An 18,420-nucleotide genomic window follows, 5' to 3' on the forward strand; every position below is an offset into this window, starting at 1 on the left:
CCAACCTTCGCTAGTCAGCCCTTATTCATTAATTTCAATTGTGTTGATCGTTACATCTACTTCTGGCCGATCTTGGTTATTTCGTTTTACTTTGCTAATTGCAACTGCAACCTCCAAGCCGTTCGTAACTTGGCCAAAAACGGTGTGATGGAAATCCAACCAAGGTGTTCCCCCTTGCTTGTAAGCTTCAATTATCTCAGCAGGGTAACCGGCGGCTTGCATTTGGCCGACCAAGTTAGTGGTTAAATTCCGGTTAGTAACTATGAAAAATTGGCTTCCGTTGGTATTAGGACCAGCATTGGCCATTGAAACAGCCCCTTTGATGTTAAAAAGTTCTTTCGAAAATTCATCTTCAAAAGGATGGCCATAGATACTTTCACCACCAGCCCCGGTTGCCGTTGGATCCCCCGTTTGGACCATAAAATCCGGAATTACCCGATGGAAAGTAACATTGTTGTAGTAACCCTTCTTGGCTAATTCCACGAAGTTCTTTACCGTCTTAGGGGCTTGGGTTGGAAAGAGTTGGATTTCAATTTCCCCCATTGAAGTTTTAATGATTGCTTTAGGACCCTTAACTTGGTCCAAAGTTAATTGCGGATATGCCATCTTAATTGCTCCTCTGCTTGTTAGTTTGTCTTTTTATTTTAGCATGGTCCACTAACTAATCAAAAGTCAATACACAGGCCCCATCCAGGTTACCTTGCTTTACCCGTCTTAGTGCCGTTAAAGCTTCTTCAAAGGGGTAAGTCGTGACTTGTGCTTTGATGCCAAGCCGAGCTGCTAAAGTTAAAAATTCTTCTCCATCTCGCCGGGTGTTGCTTTCCACGCTAGTAACAACCTTTTCGTGGAAAAGATGTTGCTGGTAGTTAAGCACCGGCACATCAGATAAGTGAATCCCGGCTAAAGCTAAAGTCCCGCCAGGTGCTAGGTTGGCTAAAGCATTGGGAACCATTTGCCCTGCCGGCGCAAAGAGAATCGAAGAATCTAATGGGACTGGTGACTGATCATAAGCCCCCTGCGCCGAAGTACAGCCCAACGCTAAGGCAAATTTTTGGGCATCCTTTCCCCGGGTAAAGACGTGGACTTCAATTCCTTGCTTAATGGCTAACTGGGCCGCTAAATGAGCGGATCCCCCAAAGCCATAAAGGCCAAGGGTTCCACCAGCCGGAATATTAGCCCGGCAATAGGATCGGTAGCCGATAATGCCGGCGCAAAGTAATGGGGCGGCCGTGACGGCATCAAATTGATCCGGTAACCGGTAGGCAAAGCCTTCCGGGACGGTCGTGTATTCAGCGTAACCGCCATCGTAATCCCAACCCGTGTAAACCGAATGGGGACAAAGATTCTCTTTTCCGGACCGGCAGAAGCGACAAACCCCACAAGCATGGCGAAACCACGGGATTCCGATCCGGTCCCCTAACCGAAACCGGTGCGCACCTTCACCAATTTTGACGACCTGACCAACAATTTCATGACCTGGAGTAACATGTTCACGGTGAACCGGTAAGTCCCCTTCCGTCACGTGTAAGTCAGTATGGCACACTCCACAAGCTAAAACTTTAACTAAAATTTCTCCCATTTTTGGTGCCGGAGTTGGTTTAGTAACTAAGGACAATGGCGCTGGATTATTTTCGACTGGTCCCGGCGTTGTTACCTGCCAAGCCCGCATAGTTGCTGGAATTGTTTCACTCATCTTGTCCGCTTCCTTTCATCACTTCTCATTATAAACAGAAATAAACCAGTGAACCAACAAACTTCGGAATCACTGGTTTTTTCGCGTTAAAGTCTAATCAAATGGCAAGAAGCGTTAAATAAAACTGGCAAGGTATCGTGGATGGTCAAAGTCACGGACGTCGCCACCCCCTTGGGTAAGCATGCCTGGCAATTCACGAACGGTGGCCACAATTTTCTCGATGGTAAAACCATAGGCCTTGGTCAATTCAGTTCCATCCCCACTGAGGCCGAAGCGATCAACCCCTAATATCTTCCCTTTTAACCCAACGTATTTATCCCAGGCTTGACTTGCTCCCATTTCAATTGCCACCCGGTTTTCAATTTGTGATGGTAAGATCTGCTCTCGATAGGCCAACGGCTGTTCATCAAAACGGTTTTGGCAGGGCATCGAAACCACTCGGACATCGATGTTATCTTTCATTAACTCCCGTTTCGCCGCTAAAGCTAAATGCACCTCAGAACCAGCCGCAAGCAAAATCCCGTCTGGTATTTGTTTTTTTGCCTCCGCTAAGATGTACCCGCCCCGCTCAATGGGGGCCTCAATGGTTTCATTCAAAACTGGCAAAGCCTGCCGGGAGGTCACCAAAAGCGATGGCCGATGCTTCGTCTTTGCCATCATCCGCCAAGCTGCAGCGGTTTCATTGGCATCTGCTGGGCGGATCACATCCAAGTTTGGCATAGCGCGGAAACTAGCCAGCTGTTCCACTGGCTCATGGGTGGGACCGTCTTCACCAACCGCAATTGAATCATGACTCCCAATAAAAATTGTTGGCAATTTCATTAAAGCGGCTAACCGCACCGCCGCCCGGAAATAGTCACTAAAAACTAAAAAGGTGCTTCCGAAGGCGCGACCACCACCATGAAGATTGATTCCATTAAGGGCCGTTGCCATGCCAAATTCCCGGACCCCAAAGCTAACGTTTTTTCCTTGCGGAGTGGCTGCGGTAAAATGGCCCCCTGTGGTAAGTTTAGTTTTATTCGAACTTGCCAAATCAGCTGCCCCACCCCAGAATTGGGGATTAGCACTGGCAACTTGTTGTAAGTTTTCAGCACTAGCTTGGCGGGTCGCTACCCATTCACCAGGTTGGTAGTTACTTTGCACCCCATTAATGGCTAACGTAGCTTGGGTTAACTCACGCGCTGCTTGGGGGAAGCGACGTTGATACTTCGCAAACAAGTGTTGCCACTTTTCGTAGCTAGCTTGTTTTTTCGCCACGGCTTCCGCAAAAGTTTGGCGAACAGTTGCCGGAATTTCAAAAGGTTGCCCCGGCCAATCAAGAAACTTTGCTAACGCCTCACGATCGGTCGTGTTTAGCGGTGCCCCATGGACCCGGTGATCACCTGCCAGGGGTGATCCATAACCCAGGGTGGTTTGAACGGCAATTAAAGTTGGTTTAGCCGTTGTTTGCGCTTTTTTAATCGCTTGTTCAATCCCCAGGAGATTAGTATCGCCAGCCTCAACTTCTAAGTAATCCCAACCCGCAGCACAAAAGCGTTGGGCTTGATTTTCGCAACTAGCATCACTTAACGGCCCATCTAAGGAAATATGATTGGCATCGTGCAAAACAATTAGTTTTCCGAGTTGGTAATTACCAGCCAAATTAATTGCTTCTTGACTCACCCCTTCCATCAGGTCACCATCCCCAACCAAGGCATAGGTGTGATGATCAATCAAAGAATATCCAGGCCGATTATAAAGTGCTGCTAGGTGGCGTTCAGCCATTGCCATGCCAACGGCCATCCCAATTCCTTGCCCCAAAGGTCCAGTGGAAGCATCTACCCCGGGCGTCCAACCAGTTTCGGGATGACCCGGAGTTTTGGAACCTAATTGCCGGAAAGCCTTTAAATCATCCAGCGATAATTGAAATTCGTTAAGGTGTAACAAAGCATATAGTAAAGCCGACCCGTACCCAGCCGATAAAACAAAGCGGTCCCGGTTAAACCAGGCGGGATCAGCCGGATTAAACTGCATCACCTTTTCAAAAAGGGTGTAAGCGATTGGCGCCGCTCCTAGGGTAATCCCCGGATGACCACTCTTAGCCCGGCTAATCATATCCACCCCTAACATCCGTAAAGCATTGACGGCAATTTGATCTTGGTTAACCATCTTTAGGCCTCCTTTCGCTTTGCTGGGAGTACTTGGTATCCTAATTGGGCAATATCAGCTGCAAAACCACGAACGGTGTCCAAAGCAACATCAGCCGCACTAAGATCTCGCCGTGCATACCACTTCTTTAAAATCGCTGGCGGAACGGTAATAATATCCAGACCCAATTGTTGGGCCTGACGAATATTATCCACTTCCCGTGTTGAAGCCCATAGTAATTGGACATTGGGATAACGAAAGGCCATCGTTGAGCTGCAAACGACAAAGTCCGTTGGATCTTCTCCAATATCGGCTACTCGCCCCACAAAAAGTGAAATAATCGCTGGGGTTTTCGCATCTAGCGCGTTTAGGGCCCAGCGAACTTGTTCCTTCGTTGTTACTGCGGTGATATTAAGTTTGACCCCGGCTGCGGATAACGAGCGAATTAGATTCAAATGGGGCGTCCCATCTAAACTCAAAATTGGCACCTTGACATAGACGTTTGGGCCTAACTGGCTAAGAAATTTAGCTTCTGCGGCCATCCCCGCCTCATCTGCCGCAAAGACTTCAAATGAGACCGGCATGGTAGGAAACTCCGTTAAGACCGTTTGGGCAAAACTTAAATAATCCGTTACCCCCGCCCGTTTCATCAAGGTCGGGTTAGTCGTAAAACCTGTAACTTCAGGTAATTTTGCCATTTCTCGCATCGCGGTTAAGTCCGCCCCATCAGCGTAAATTTGAATTTGATTTTGTTTCACAAAAATTACTCCTTTTTCATTATTTTTAATTCTTTATTTTAACTATACCAATTTGTAATGGTTTAATAATCATGGTTAATATCATGCTTGAATAAAGTCACGCGGTCAATTATCTTTTGGGCTTTTTCACTTTAAAATCTGACTATACCAATGCGAAAACAAAACCATCTATTCTAGATAATAATTCAATAACCTAACTAGTTTATAGTTTTACTATTATCTATACGAATTAGAGATAAAGTGATTAAAACTTGTGCAACCGCTAGCACAAAAAAGTTATTGATTTATTTTTTATATGTTTTTATTTTCATATCATCTTAGTAGACCAATTTTAAAGATAGCTTTAGATTAATCGGAATAGTTGATCGCTTGGCTTGCATTTTCGTTCTCAATCTGCCATAATCACCCCTAACAAAATAAAGAAAGCCCGTGAGCCTTCATTTTGGAGGAATTAAATAATGGAACAGACAAGTAGTCAACGTTTAACGCAAACGAACAATGAGCACTGGGTGATCGCTTCAACAGCGGCTGGTTTCTCATTGGAAAACATGGATATTATGTTTCTCTCGTTTGCCCTAGCCCCAATGATCGCAGACTTGCACATTTCAAGCGCTGCGGCTGGTTGGATTGGTTCAATTACTAACCTGGGAATGTTAGCGGGCGGTGCGGTGTTTGGCCTTGTTGGTGATCGTATCGGTCGTGTTAAGACATTCTCTTACACGATTTTTATTTTTGCCTTCGCCACAGCCGCCATGTTTTTCGCTCACTCTTTGCCACTGGTTTACCTTTTCCGCTTCTTAGCGGGTATCGGAGCCGGCGGTGAGTACGGTGTTGGGATAGCGCTAATTGCTGAAAACTTTGCCGCTAATCGAATTGGGCGCTTAACTTCAGTCGCCGCAATCGGTGGTCAAGTCGGTGCGATCTTTGCCGCCCTCGCCGCTGCCGTGATTATTCCAAAATTTGGTTGGAACGCTCTCTTCTTACTCGGGGTGATTCCAGTAATTTTGACTTACTTTATCCGCCGGCATCTAAGTGAAAGTGCGACCTTCATCAACGCCCATGCTAAAGCTAAGGTGAACCACGAAAAGATTTCGATTAGTCGTCTCTTCGCCAGCCCAAAGTTAGCGATTCAAACTCTCGGGTTAATGGTGATGACAATTGTCCAAATCGCCGGCTACTTTGGGTTAATGAACTGGTTGCCATCCATCGTCCAAAAGCAACAAGGGCTTTCTGTTTCCGGGTCCTCGCTTTGGATGATCGCCACGATTTTGGGAATGAGTTTGGGAATGGTCGTCTTTGGAACGGTGATGGATCAATTTGGTCCCCGTTGGGCCTTCGGTATTTTCTTACCTGGTTCGGCCTTAGTAATGTTCTCAATCTTGTTTGCTAAGACTTCCCTAACCTTAATCTTAGCTGGAGCTTTAATCGGCTTCTTCTCCAACGGGATGTTCGGTGGTTACGGTGCAGTTATTAGTCGCCTTTACCCAACTGCCATTCGGTCAACAGCTAATAGTATGATTATGAACGTTGGTCGGGCCATCGGGGGCTTCTCCTCCGTTGTAATCGGCTTGCTGATGGACCACTACACACTCGCCGTTACCATGGGTTGCCTAGCCGCCCTCTACTTGCTAAGCTTTATTATCATGCTGAGTCTACCGGGCATTCGGCAATTGAAAAACTAACTTAACTTTACCAAAGCAAAACACCGTATTACCAAATTTAAGGTAATACGGTGTTTTTATCATGGAACAGAAAAGCTATCCATTCACCTAACAGTCATGCGTCCCAGCGGGGGCATGCGTGAGCTCGCGGGTAGTTAGGTCAACGACTTCAACATTGTCACATAACGTTTCAAAATCGGACTTGAGGGGCATCGTAAAGTAGTTAGGCTCAAAATCTAGTTTCATGTGTTCGGCGTATTGGGACTTAGTGTAACCCTTATAGTACACATCCCCCAAATTGGAAGCAAAGTGGGCATCAAAATCCTTTGGCAACTCCTTGTCGGCATCTAACAAAATCAGCTTGAAGTTAACACCGAGGGAACAGTCACCAATATCAGAAAAAGGACCAACCCCATCGTCAAAATCTAAGATTAAGCGCTTGAGACTACCAGCATCAAGATACTTAGCTAACCGCTTTTGCGCAGCTGGCGTAACTGTTAATTTCATCTAATCGCTCCCTTCTTTTACTATCTTGATTATACTTTTTGCTTACTAAAAGTAACAAAATATTTGCTCAAAAAAATCAGGGCCAAGCTGAAGCATTCCCTTCTACTTAACCCTGATTTTTATTTTTAAGCGTAAAAACTATTTCTGATCTTCGCGTTTCTTCGCAATTACTAACCCAAGGGTTGCTACTAAGGATGCAAATCCAAGGCTCAGCATAGCCATTGAATTATCATTCCCCGTTTGTGGTAACCGGGCCATTTTAGTAGTTGCTGCTGGATCATTATTAGTAGCCGCAGTTGGCCTTAAAGCACCTTGTGCTGATTGACCACTGCTGTTTGGCTTAACTGGTGCGCCACTCGTTGGCTGACTTGGTGTCGGATTAACCGTTGGCTGATCCGGCTTGTTTGGTGTGGCTTGCTTGATGTAAGTGATCGTCACCACTTGATCAGCTGTTGTCGCATCCACCGTCACAGCTTCAACCGCCCCATCGACTTTTGCGGTGTAACCCTCCAGTGTTGGAACATTGAAGGCTGGCCATTTAGCCGTTGTCCAGTCAGTTGCAGTTTGCTCCCCGGTGACTTGATCCGTTGTGACTTGACGAGTAATCGTCGCCGTTTGGGTAACCGTCTTGGTCGTTCCATCTGGGTTAATCACCGTGATCGTCCGGGTAACTGTCTTGGTTTCTGGCATAGTACTCTTGTGGTGCTTTAAATGAATAATGATTGGTTGATTACCGCTGGCCTTAAAGGTGTAGCTTGTGACCGCTTGGCTTGGGTCAACGAGATCATAACCACTTGGCGTTTGGTAACTTGGGGTAACCGTTTCACCAGTTTTGCCTGACAAGTTGGTAGTTTGAACGACCTTCCCCGTTTCATCATCCACGTATTGAATAGTTGTACTTTGGGTTTGACCAACATAGACAATCTGAGTTTGGGTATCTTCGGTTGCGCCATCGACCATTACGTGCGCGGTTGAACCCTTAACCACCATCGGTGTATAGCCTGGAATTACCGCTAAGTTGGTCAAATTAAACACTGGCCACTCAGCCGTGCTCCACGGCGTGAAGGTTTGTCCCCCGGTAACGTGGTCGGTCGTTACTCGCCGTGTGATCGTCGCCGTTTGGGTAACCGTTTGACTGGTACCATCCGGCTTTATGATCGTAATCGTCCGGGTAACCGTCTTTTCCTCTGGTACCGTGGTCATTTGGTGAGTTAAGTGGACGGTAATCGTCTGCCCATCATCGGACGTTAAGGTGTACTTCCCTGGTAGTTGCCCGACAACTTGATAACCACTTGGCACATCGTCCGGGATTGTAACCGTTTGACCGGCGACGCCTTGAACTGACGTGGTCTTAACTGTGGCTCCAGTGGTGTCATCAACGTACTTAACCGTGACCGTTTGGGGGTTAGCCGTGTAATTGATCGTTACCGTTTGGTCAGTTGTCGACCCGTCAACAGTCACTGCTGGCACCGTAGTTTGACTTGGCGTGTAACCAGAAATTGTTGGTACCTTAAATTCAGTCCAGTTTGCGGAACTCCAGCCACTAGCCGTTTGCTTACCCGTGACCTTATCGGTTGTGATTTGGCGGCCAATCGTCACGGCTTGCGTAATCGTCTTGGTCGTACCGTCTGGGTTATTAACCTTGATCGTCCGGGTAACCGTCTTCTTTTCCGAGGTCGCCACGGTCTGGTGCTTGAGGTAAACGTAGAAGGTCTGAATCGTCTTCGGATCGGTATCAAACTTATCCTGGGTTGGGTAAGTTGACTTTTGATCGTCAAGCAAGTAGCCCTTCGCTTGCAAGTCTGCTAAGGTCTGGGCATAGTTTGGATCGGTAATCGGTCCATTGAAGTTCCCACTCAAGTAACCACTCGTAGCTACTTGGCTTGGTTGCCCCTTGGCATCCAATTGATCTTCATCTAAGAAGTAAACAATTGCGGCCGGATCGGTAGCATACGTGATCGTCACCGTTTCATCTTGGCTATTGCCATCGACCGTGACCGGCGCAACCGTAAGCTGACTTGGCGTGTAACCCTTGAAGGTTGGCACTTCAAACTTCGCCCAGAGCGCTGTCGTCCACGGCGTGAAGGTTTGGTTGCCATTAACCGCATCGGTCGTAACTTGACGACTAATCGTAGCCTTTTGAGTGATCGTGGTGGTCGTCCCATCCGGATTTTGTAACTTGATGGTCCGAGTAACCGTCTTCGTCTCTGGTACCGTACTCTTGTGGTGGGTCAAGTGAATGGTTAACCCTTGTTGACTAGCACTGGTAAAGGTGTAGTTACTTGGGAAGGTACCAACCAAATCATAACCAGCTGGCACTTCGTTTGGCACCGAAACCGTTGTAGCCGTGTCCCCATGGAGGTTCGTCACGTGGACGGTCTTACCGGTTTCATCGTCGACGTAGGTTACCGTGGCGGTTTGGGGGTTAGCGCTGTAAGTGATGTTGATCTGTTCATCTGGCGTATCGCCCGTGACCGTCTTGGCCGCTACTTGACTGACCGTTGGCACGTAGCCATCAATCGTTGGGGTGGTAAATTTGTCCCAGGTTGCTGGTTGCCATGCGCCTGGGGTTTGCTTACCGGTAACTTCATCGGTATCAATCGTTCGCGTACTCGTGGCCGTTTGGGTCGTGGTTGTCTGCTTACCATCTGGCGTCGTGACCGTAATCGTCCGGGTAACCGTCTTTTGGTCCGGTGTCGTCGTGTGATGGTGCTTCAAGTGAACCACGATTGGTTGATTACCACTAGCCTTAAAGGTGTAACTAGCTTCCTTCCCGCTGACATATTCATAGTTAGCCGGAATATTGTATTCTGGCGTAACGGTTTGGTCCGTCTTCCCGCGTAAGGTGGTTAGCTCACCCACTTGTTGGCCACCATTATCGTCGTCGACATATTGGATCGTGGTCGATTGCGGGTTAGCCGTGTAGGTAATCGTAACTTGGCTGTCCTTAGTATCAGGAGTAATTGATCCTGCATCAACCGTCTTAACACTAGCCGTGTAACCTGGAATAACCGGGGCGTCATACTTTGACCAGTTTGCCACACTCCAATCACCATACTTCGTCGTCTTAGTAACTTCATCGGTATCAGTTGACCGCTTAATCGTCCCGGTTTGGGTAATTATTTAGCTCTTGCCGTCCGGTGTTGTAACCGTGATTGTCCGTGTTGCTTGGTGGGTTTCACTCCCTTGATCGTGCTTGTGAACTAAGTGTACGGTGATTGTGTCCGGCCCACCCGGTGTAAAGGTATGGCTATCAGGAACGGTACTTCCGTCAGCTAATTGGTAACCAGCTGGAATTTCGTTTGTAACTGGGACCGTCTGATCGGTCTTCCCACTTAATGGTGTCGTATGGACAATTTTACCGTGATCGTCATCATCAACATAGTTAATCGTAGCCTTTTGCGAGTTAGCCGTGTAGGTGATATCAACGGTTTGATCCGTATCGCTACCCGTAACCGTTGCCTCACCAACGCTAGCTTGACTTGGCGTGTAGCCAGGTATGTTAGCTGGCGTATATGCATTCCATGTTCCGGTTGTCCAGTTACTGTAAGTTACTTTACCAGTTACTTCATCGACCGTCGCCGTTCGGGTTAAGTGGACCGTTTGTGTCTTAGTCGTCTTTGTACCATCCGGTTTCGTGACGTTAATCGTCCGGGTAATCGTCTTATTCAAGTCACTTTCACTAACTCCACTTGGGAAGTTCTTCCCTGGGTTATCTGGTAACTTGTCGCTTGGCGTCTTGGGATCATCTGGTTGGACTGTAACTTGACCGTGTTGAACCTTTACCGTAACCGTTGGAATTCCATCGGCAGTGGCCGTGGTCGTTGTTGGAATCGTTTGTCCTAGCACTTCGACCCAACCGGCTGGGATTTGTGGCGTCACATTCACGGTACTATCCGTCTTCCCGTTTAATGGCGTATTACCAATTTCGCTGCCGTCTGGATCAACGTAGCTAATCTTCCCAGTTTGGTCATTTGGCGTGTAGGTGATATCAACGGTTTGATCCGTATCGCTATCCTTAACCGTTGCTTCATCAACGCTAGCTTGACTTGGCGTGTAGCCTGGTACTTTTGGTACTGAAACTTCATCCCAAGTACCCGTATTCCATTCGCCATTAGTCGTCTTGTTGGTTACCAAGTCCGTATCCGTTGACCGGGTTAAGTTAACCTGCTGACTCGTCGTAGTTGTCTTCCCTGTCTTCGGATCAGTAATGTTGACCGTCCGGGTGATTGTCTTCGTTTCCGTACCAGTCTTATGCTGGTGCTTCAAGTGAACCACGATTGGTTGGTTACCGCTAGCCTTAAAGGTGTAACTAGCTTCCTTCCCACTGACATATTCATAATTAGCCGGAATATTGTATTCAGGTGTAACGGTTTGGTTGGTTACCCCATTTAGGTCAGTTGTGGTAACTATCTTGCCATTATCGTCATCATCCACGTATTGGACTTGAATAGTTTGCTTATCCGGAGTGTAGGTAACCGTTACTATTGTATTCTGCTGCTCCGGACGCGTTACTTCAGCTACCGTAGCAGTATCTGGAGTGTAACCCGCTACCGTTGGACTAGTAACTGCCGGATAAGTGTTAGTTGTCGTCCAATCAGTATTGTTAACGACTTCGCCAGTGACCTTGTCGGCCGTCAATTCTCGGGTCCAGTGAGCATTTTGAGTTTGAGTACTTAGACCTAGGCTCGTCCCATCACTAGCTACATAGTTAATTGTCCGCGTGAAATCAGCGCTAACAATACCGTTCTCATCCGTCCAAACTGGGGCGTCATCCCGATCATCGTTTTCATTGATCTTAGTCTTGCCATCAACCTGCTGGTTCGTTGTTACCTTTTCCGTTCCGTGGTGCAAGGTAACGATGTAAGTCTTCCCATCGTTTTCTACGGTGTATTGTGTTTGGTTAGCAGAGGTGAATTCGTCATCGCTATCTTGCCTAAGGACGTAGCCTTCGTTGAAAAGTTTAGCTATTTCATCCTTAGTAGAGTAGTTAATATCTGTTCCAAAATTACCACTCAAGGTATCCGTCTTCAACGTAGCTTTACTTGGATCCTTAGCATCAGCGTCGACATACCTTACCGTAATCGTCTCCGCATTTGGTGCGTAGATAACCTCCGTATCGGTTGTGGCATTCGTTGGCGTAATGATTCCGGTCGTATTATTACCAGTTCCACTCGTTGTGACTCCATCCCCACTGACTACGTGGTAACCCGGAATCGTTGGTAAAGTTTCGTTTTTGGCAACCTTAGTTGGATCAGCCGAATCATTCTTGTAGTTTTGTGGATCCACAAGATGCTTACCATTAGCGTCAACCGGAATAATCCGGCCGACAGCAGTGTAGGTCACCGTTTGGCTAACCGCCTTTGGGTTCCCATTTTCATCTAGATTATCAGCATCAGCGCTTGCTGTGATCGCTGGGACAGTTGCTTTATCAGCCACGTAGCCAGTTACCGGTGTTACCGGTACGCTAGCAAAGTCATGACTTCCAGTCCATGGACCAACATTCTGAACTTTGCCCGTTACAGCATCAACTGTCAATTGGCGCGTAAAGGCCCCTGAAACTGTTTCAGACTTTTCTGCCGGTGTTTGATCTCCAGCGCCTTGGTAGGTAATCGTCCGTTTTGCATCGTAGGTAAGCTGGTATTGTTGCTTATTCGTTGGATCTGTATAGATGGTATCAGTTGGGGTAACAGTGATCGTCTTAGTTCCATGCTTCAAGTGAATATCAACATATTGAACCCCTCTATCCGCATCACCTGTGTTATCTGTTTTATCGTAGTTCTTCGGGATATCCCCGGTTGAAACTAGGACGTAACCCTTACCTTTATAGTATTTAATTAAAGCATCAACATTTGCCTTAACATCATCAGGAACAGTTTCATCCGTCTTTCCTGAGAAGTTAGTCTGATCACCAGACTGACCGGCACCAAGGTCGGTCTTACTATCTGGATCAGTTGTGTCATCAAAGACCCGGATTTGGAGCTTTTGTGAGTCAGCTTGGTAAGTGATGTTAATAGTTTGATTCGAATCACTTTCACTGACTTGATCATTGGCACTAATCGTTGCACTATCAGCTACTTTACCATCAATAACCGGCGTGTAACCAGCATGGGTTGGCCCGGTGTAGTTTGGCCAAGTTCCGTGAGTCGTATTAGTTCCCTTTACCACCCATGGAGTATACGTGACTTTTCCCGTCACAGCATCAACCGTAGCTGTCCGGGTAAACTTCACTTCTTGTTCAGTCGTCGTAGTTGCCCCATCCGGATTCGTGACCTTAATCGTCCGCGTCACCGTGTGGTTCAAGTCAGTTTCTGTTACCCCAGCTGGGTACTTTTGGTTCGTCCCATCAATCGTATCAGCAGTTGTCTTTGGATCGTTTGGCGTAACCGTGACCTTCTTGTGGGTAACCACAATCGTTACCGTTTGACCTTTACTATCATCATGGTCATAGTTTTCTGGAATGGTCCCTTTATCAATGACGTCGTAACCCTTGTCCTTCAATTGTTGGATAAGCTTATCCCGGTTGATAGCAACGTCCGTTGATACGTTTTCATCGGAGACCCCAGAGAAGCTAGTTTCGTCTCCGTAATCAGAAACATCGACGTCCGTATTCGTGGTATCGTCGTGAACCACAATGGTTAAATCTTGTTTGTTAGGCGTGTAGGTCACCGTTTCAGGGTGCTCACTCGTCACCTTATCTAAAGTTACGGTGTAAGTTTGATCACCTTTAGCAGTCGCAGCACTTGCTGGGTCAGCCGTGTAACCTGCCTTCTTTGGTAAGGTCGTTTGACCCGGAAGCGTAACCGTGTACTGGTTGCTACCACCGTTAGTAACGGTTGAAATCCTAGTGACCGTATAACTCTTGCCATTACTGTCCATAGCGGTGTAATCACTTGCATCCTTTGTTACGTCATCGATCGTTGCTGTGACCGTAACTGTTACTGTGGTTGGTTTTTCTACTTGAATTGGGTTGCCATCGGCATCCTTAGTCTTTGTGACATAGTTAATCGTCCGGGTAACAGTTTGACTTTGTTGGTGAGTATTGTGAATTAAATGAATATCAATGTATTGGACATCATTGTCATCGGTATTGTACGTCCCCGTTGTCGTAGGCTTTGGGTACTTCGGATCAAGAATATATCCTTTGCCTTCATAGTACTTTTCGAGCGCACTAACCGAGGTAGATTCATCAAAACTGGTATTTGTCTTTCCAGTGTAGTCAACTTTTTGTCCGGAATCTCCTGCCCCGATGTTCTTAGTTGCATCTACCGTGTCATCGAAGACTCGGATTTGGAGCTTTTGATCATTAGGCGTGTAATTTACCGTTTCACTTAAACTTACTGAAGTTGTACTAAAAGTTTGGTTAGTGACGGTCTCTGCTTTTTGAGCAGTCGCCACTTGATCACTATTAGCAGTGTAACCAGCTTTACTTGGAACGGTAGTATTCCCGGCAACATCAAGGGAGTAAGTGTTATTTTTACCCTTCGTTACTGAAACGGTATTTCCTTGAGCGTCCTTAGCAGTATAACTCAAAACATCCCCCGTAACCTTATCAATAACAGCATTAACCGTCACCGTATTAGTATAAGGATCACTAACTGAATTATGCGTCCCATCTGCTTCGGTCGTTTGGTAATTAATCGTCCGGGTTATCGTCTGGGTTTGGGTTTCAGTATCATGGATTAACCGGATGGTGATAATCTGCGGAGTACTATCCGTAGTTCCGGTATTAATTGTAGTATCGTACTTAGTTGGTACGATTGGTTGAATTTCCTTTCCGGAACTATCAACTTGTAGCTTATAACCAAGACTTTGATAGTACTTAATCAAGTTTTGAACGCTATCATTAACCGTTGTTGGCACATCTTGATCGTAGCTCCCCATAAAGTCAGTCTTCTGCTTAGTTGCACTAGTATCTAACGGACTTTGATCGTTTGGATCAATAGTTTCATCAAAGACTTGGATCTTGATTTCTTCTGGGTCCAAAGCATAGTAAATCGTATTTTGGATATTAGATTCAATATGAGTTGATCCGTCACTATTGAAGTGCAATTTTACTGGAACGCTCTCTTCAGCATTAGCTACTTCATCCGCAGACTTAGCGTTCCAGTGATACCCTGTCTCTGTCGGGATTTTATCTGCTGAGATTCCAGGGAAATGCAGCGTTGCTACCCCATCAGAATCAATTGTCACAATATCAGTATTATCAGTAGATATGACTTTTCCTGTTACCTTATCAATTGTGGCAGTCACACCATATGAGGTATATTGCAAGTCTGCAAAAGTACTCTCATCGGTCTTCTTAAAGTACCAATCCCTAGTAACATAGTCAGTTGCCTGATAAGTTCCGTGTTCCAGGTACAGATAAAAAGTATTACTACTATCACTATCTTGGTAAGTAACCCCGTTTTTATACGGTTGCTTCTCATACTTGGAAAGTACATAGCCTAAGCCCTCATAGTACTTTACGATGGCATCAACCGAATCACCATTAGCGGACATAAAGTTAATTTCACTACCAAAGTCCCCATGGCTAGTAACGGTTTCTAAAGTAGTGTAATTATTTGTCACATCCACAAAATTAATGTTAGCGTTTTCGGTCTTTGGACTATAGGTAACAGTACCCTCAATCGACTCACTTCCATCTGCTGTGAAGGTGATCTTTTCAGTAGTCGCTGCTTTAGCCTTCGTAACATCATCAGAATTAGCCATATATCCCGTAACGTCTGGAACACTGGTTACACCAGGAATTGTGAGAGAAATGGTTCCATCATCATTCACAGTAACATCATAGGTCTTAGTTGAATCACTACTATCAGTTGCCGTATAAGTTGCCTTTCCAGTAACCTTATCAGTCTTCTTTACTATATTAATGGTACTGGTCGTATCATCTGCAAGCTTAGTTCCATCAGCTTTTTGATAATGGGTCGTCCGCGTAATTGTTTCAGTCTGCGTTTCCGTCTTGTGGCCAAGAACGTAAGTTACAGTAAGACCATCCTCACTAACACTCATCGGACTATCGGTACTTACCTTACCCATCGAAACTGACTCTGGCATCGTATAATTTTGATCCAACAGTTTTTGTAACGTTGCCCGGTCGCTCTCGTTTAGGCTAGCTAAATCAACTGGAAAGTCTCTCTCACTCGGAGTATCGACCCCGTCGTTGTAAGTTTTGGTCCCAGTTAAAGCGATTGTCTGAACCTTACCATTGGCATCTGTATATTGAACCTGAGTTTTTAGGGTACTTTGCCCGGCAACTTTCAAAGTCCCCTTTCCGGAAATACCAGTGGTACTGTTATTGGTATCGAAATACCGAGCATTAAAAGTAAAGGTCTTATTCGCTTGGTTTTGAACATCAACCACCTTTACCGGGATCGATACTAACCCCATATTTTGCCCAGCTGGTAAACCAGTCCCGAATAAGGCCAAGCCCTTCACTTTTGACCAATCCGTGATTTGACTAGCATCTACGTAATTATCAGTCTCATTACTTGCCAAATCAGGGTCCTGCAAAGTATATTTCACCGTTACACCATTTGGCAAGCCGGTTACTGCACCAGTCATGATAATGCCATCAGGGATTTTGCCCTTATATACAAAGCTACCCATAGCACCTACTTTTTGATCATTAGTAATGTTCATCCCCAAGGTAGCCGTTCCATCGCCATGGTCATTTAAGGTATCATCAGCGACCACAAAACCATTTTCAACTACCCCGGCACTTGGCTTAATCATACTTAAAGACGTAATTGTCCACGTACGAGCTCCTTCGTAACCCCAGTGACTATCAAGTTGGGTGGCACTATCTTGCCCAAGGTATTGATTATCACTAGTAGCTACTGTCATCCCATCAAATTGGACTCCTGGACTATAAATATATCCTTTAACCGTATAAGTCCCGGCAGGTGTATCTTGACCAGCTGAGGCCACAATCGCAGTATTAGCACCCCACTTTGGGTTAAGAATAAAACCAGTTCCGGTAAAGTCTAATTTAACAACTTGTTGCCCATTTACCATTGACGTTGTAATTTTTGGGGTATAGTTTGCGTCACCATCCGTCCATTTTGCTTGATAATTTTTATAGAAGAATCCCTTTGGCAAAACATAGTAAATCACTGGATCCGTAATATCGGCTTGGGCTCCACGATTTGTATATTGACCAATTCTAAATTCATTAATGGACTGATACGAATAAGCATAAACCCCTTCTTTAGTCGTTGGGGTAGTGTCAATAATCTGTTGAGCTAGAGATAAACTACCTTCACCACCATCCATCGTTTTAATTTCACCGCTAATTGAAGTTTCATCCCCAGCCTTAGCGGTACTATTAACTTGACCCGGCAAACTAAACTTATAAGTTTCACCTGGATTTAACGTTGGTAGCGTAAAGATAATCTTACTGATATTTTTAGCCGGCAAACTACTAATCGGTGTCGTTGCGTAGTCATAGGTTGCTTCAGAACCATCCGCGTAAGTAATGGTGTACTTCAGGTTATCTGGGAGCTTTGCGTCATCGCCGAAAGTTTCCCGACTTACAATTAAAGTATTGGCAGGTACGTCAAACTGACTCGGAATCGTAATCGTAAAAGTTGGATTATCGACTTCCGCTACCCCTTGATTATTAATTCCAAACGATCCCAGCGTTTTATGTTTATCGTTGTGTAGTTGGATTGTATGTTCAGTCGTCCCGTTGTCAACATACCCTCCAGAGATCACTAAATCACCAGCTTGAGCCTTTTCGCTCGTCGCAAACGTTTCACTTACAGGTTGACTAGTAGCCGTACTGTAGCTTTCTTGATTTGAACCAAATTTCGCATTGAAGGAAGTATTTGCACTAGCCGTAACCGTCCCGGTTTGACCGACATAATGTCCCACAAAGTCAAAAGCTAATGGATTCCTCGTAAAGTATTTAGTGACAAAGGTAGTCGATGGATTATTAAAGGTAACTTTAATCGTCTGCCCATCAGTTGTATAGGAGTAATTACCACTCCCCCAAAGGCTATCCATTTTAGCCTTCGTCAGCGAATCATTTAAGACAAAGCCAGCTGGCATTGGAATATCGACCGTAATTGGGTTTGTCCCCGCAAGGGAGAGGAAACGACTATCATTGCTTCCCGGTAAGCCTTTAATTTGGGCTTGATATTCATAGTCAACATTATTAACAATTGAAGTTTTTGACGAAGCCGTTACCCGTTTAACCTCAACTGTAGGATGGATTGTATTGTCAACCGTCACGGTCTGGGTGATTTCACCAAGTGAATTACCATCGGCATCTACTCCTGATAAGCTCAGAGTTAAGTCTTGCTTACCATAATAAAAACCACTTTGATTCGGTGTATTCGATCCCGATTGAAAAAGGTAGGTTAAGTTTACAGAATAGTCACTTAATTGAGCGGATTCGTTGAAAGTAATGGTAATTATCGTTCCATTGAATGGGTTACTAGTAGTGGCATTGTTAGTAATCGTAATCTCCGCATCCCCAGTATCACCTTCTATTGTGACAACTGGCTTACCAGATTATCTCCGGTTATCTTTAGGGTATAAACATCACCTTTTTCGCCGATAATGTCTAATGTACCACTAGTTGCATTAGTACTCCCCTCACTGGAAAAATTAATTGGTGAAGTAAAGGTCCAATTACCACTAGCAACTTGTTTCTTACTAGTGGCTATCT

General features: G+C 45.6%; 8 protein-coding genes. 1 reads left to right on the plus strand and 7 read right to left on the minus strand.

Translation table 11 applies throughout. The annotated features are described in order from the left end of the window. Positions 1 to 21 precede the first annotated feature (21 nt). From H5993_RS01455 to H5993_RS01470, 4 genes are all read right to left on the minus strand, one after another. Positions 22 to 606: a peptidylprolyl isomerase gene (locus H5993_RS01455; protein WP_204775954.1), complete on the minus strand. Its 585-nt coding sequence runs from the start codon at positions 604 to 606 to the stop codon at positions 22 to 24. Between the two features lie 55 nt (positions 607 to 661). Then, positions 662 to 1,693: a zinc-dependent alcohol dehydrogenase family protein gene (locus H5993_RS01460; RefSeq protein ID WP_204775955.1), complete on the minus strand. Its 1,032-nt coding sequence runs from the start codon at positions 1,691 to 1,693 to the stop codon at positions 662 to 664. 114 nt (positions 1,694 to 1,807) lie between these two features. Further along, positions 1,808 to 3,841 carry a transketolase gene (gene tkt / locus H5993_RS01465; protein WP_204775956.1) on the minus strand — a complete coding sequence of 678 codons (2,034 nt, stop codon included), beginning with the start codon at positions 3,839 to 3,841 and terminating at the stop codon, positions 1,808 to 1,810. A 2-nt stretch (positions 3,842 to 3,843) separates the two neighbouring features. Further along, positions 3,844 to 4,584: a transaldolase family protein gene (locus tag H5993_RS01470; protein WP_180872176.1), complete on the minus strand. Its 741-nt coding sequence runs from the start codon at positions 4,582 to 4,584 to the stop codon at positions 3,844 to 3,846. Positions 4,585 to 5,036: 452 nt separating this feature from the next. On the opposite strand from H5993_RS01470, the gene H5993_RS01475 reads away from it, so the two are divergent. Further along, on the plus strand, positions 5,037 to 6,260 hold the full coding sequence (locus H5993_RS01475) for an MFS transporter (protein ID WP_204775957.1): 1,224 nt from the start codon (positions 5,037 to 5,039) through the stop codon (positions 6,258 to 6,260). 87 nt (positions 6,261 to 6,347) lie between these two features. On the opposite strand, the gene H5993_RS01480 is transcribed toward H5993_RS01475, so the two are convergent. The 3 genes from H5993_RS01480 to H5993_RS01490 form a co-directional block, all read right to left on the minus strand. After that, positions 6,348 to 6,746 (minus strand): iron-sulfur cluster biosynthesis family protein, encoded by a 399-nt coding sequence (locus H5993_RS01480; protein ID WP_204775958.1) that lies wholly within the window; start codon positions 6,744 to 6,746, stop codon positions 6,348 to 6,350. Positions 6,747 to 6,884: 138 nt separating this feature from the next. Further along, positions 6,885 to 9,869, minus strand: a complete 2,985-nt coding sequence (locus tag H5993_RS09635) for a mucin-binding protein (protein ID WP_338033118.1) — start codon at positions 9,867 to 9,869, stop codon at positions 6,885 to 6,887. Next, positions 9,870 to 17,981, minus strand: a complete 8,112-nt coding sequence (locus H5993_RS01490) for a mucin-binding protein (RefSeq protein ID WP_204775960.1) — start codon at positions 17,979 to 17,981, stop codon at positions 9,870 to 9,872. It abuts the gene before it with no gap. Positions 17,982 to 18,420: the final 439 nt, after the last annotated feature.

The organism is Limosilactobacillus alvi (genome assembly GCF_016900115.1).
In the GTDB taxonomy this organism is placed as follows: Bacteria; Bacillota; Bacilli; order Lactobacillales; family Lactobacillaceae; genus Limosilactobacillus; species Limosilactobacillus alvi.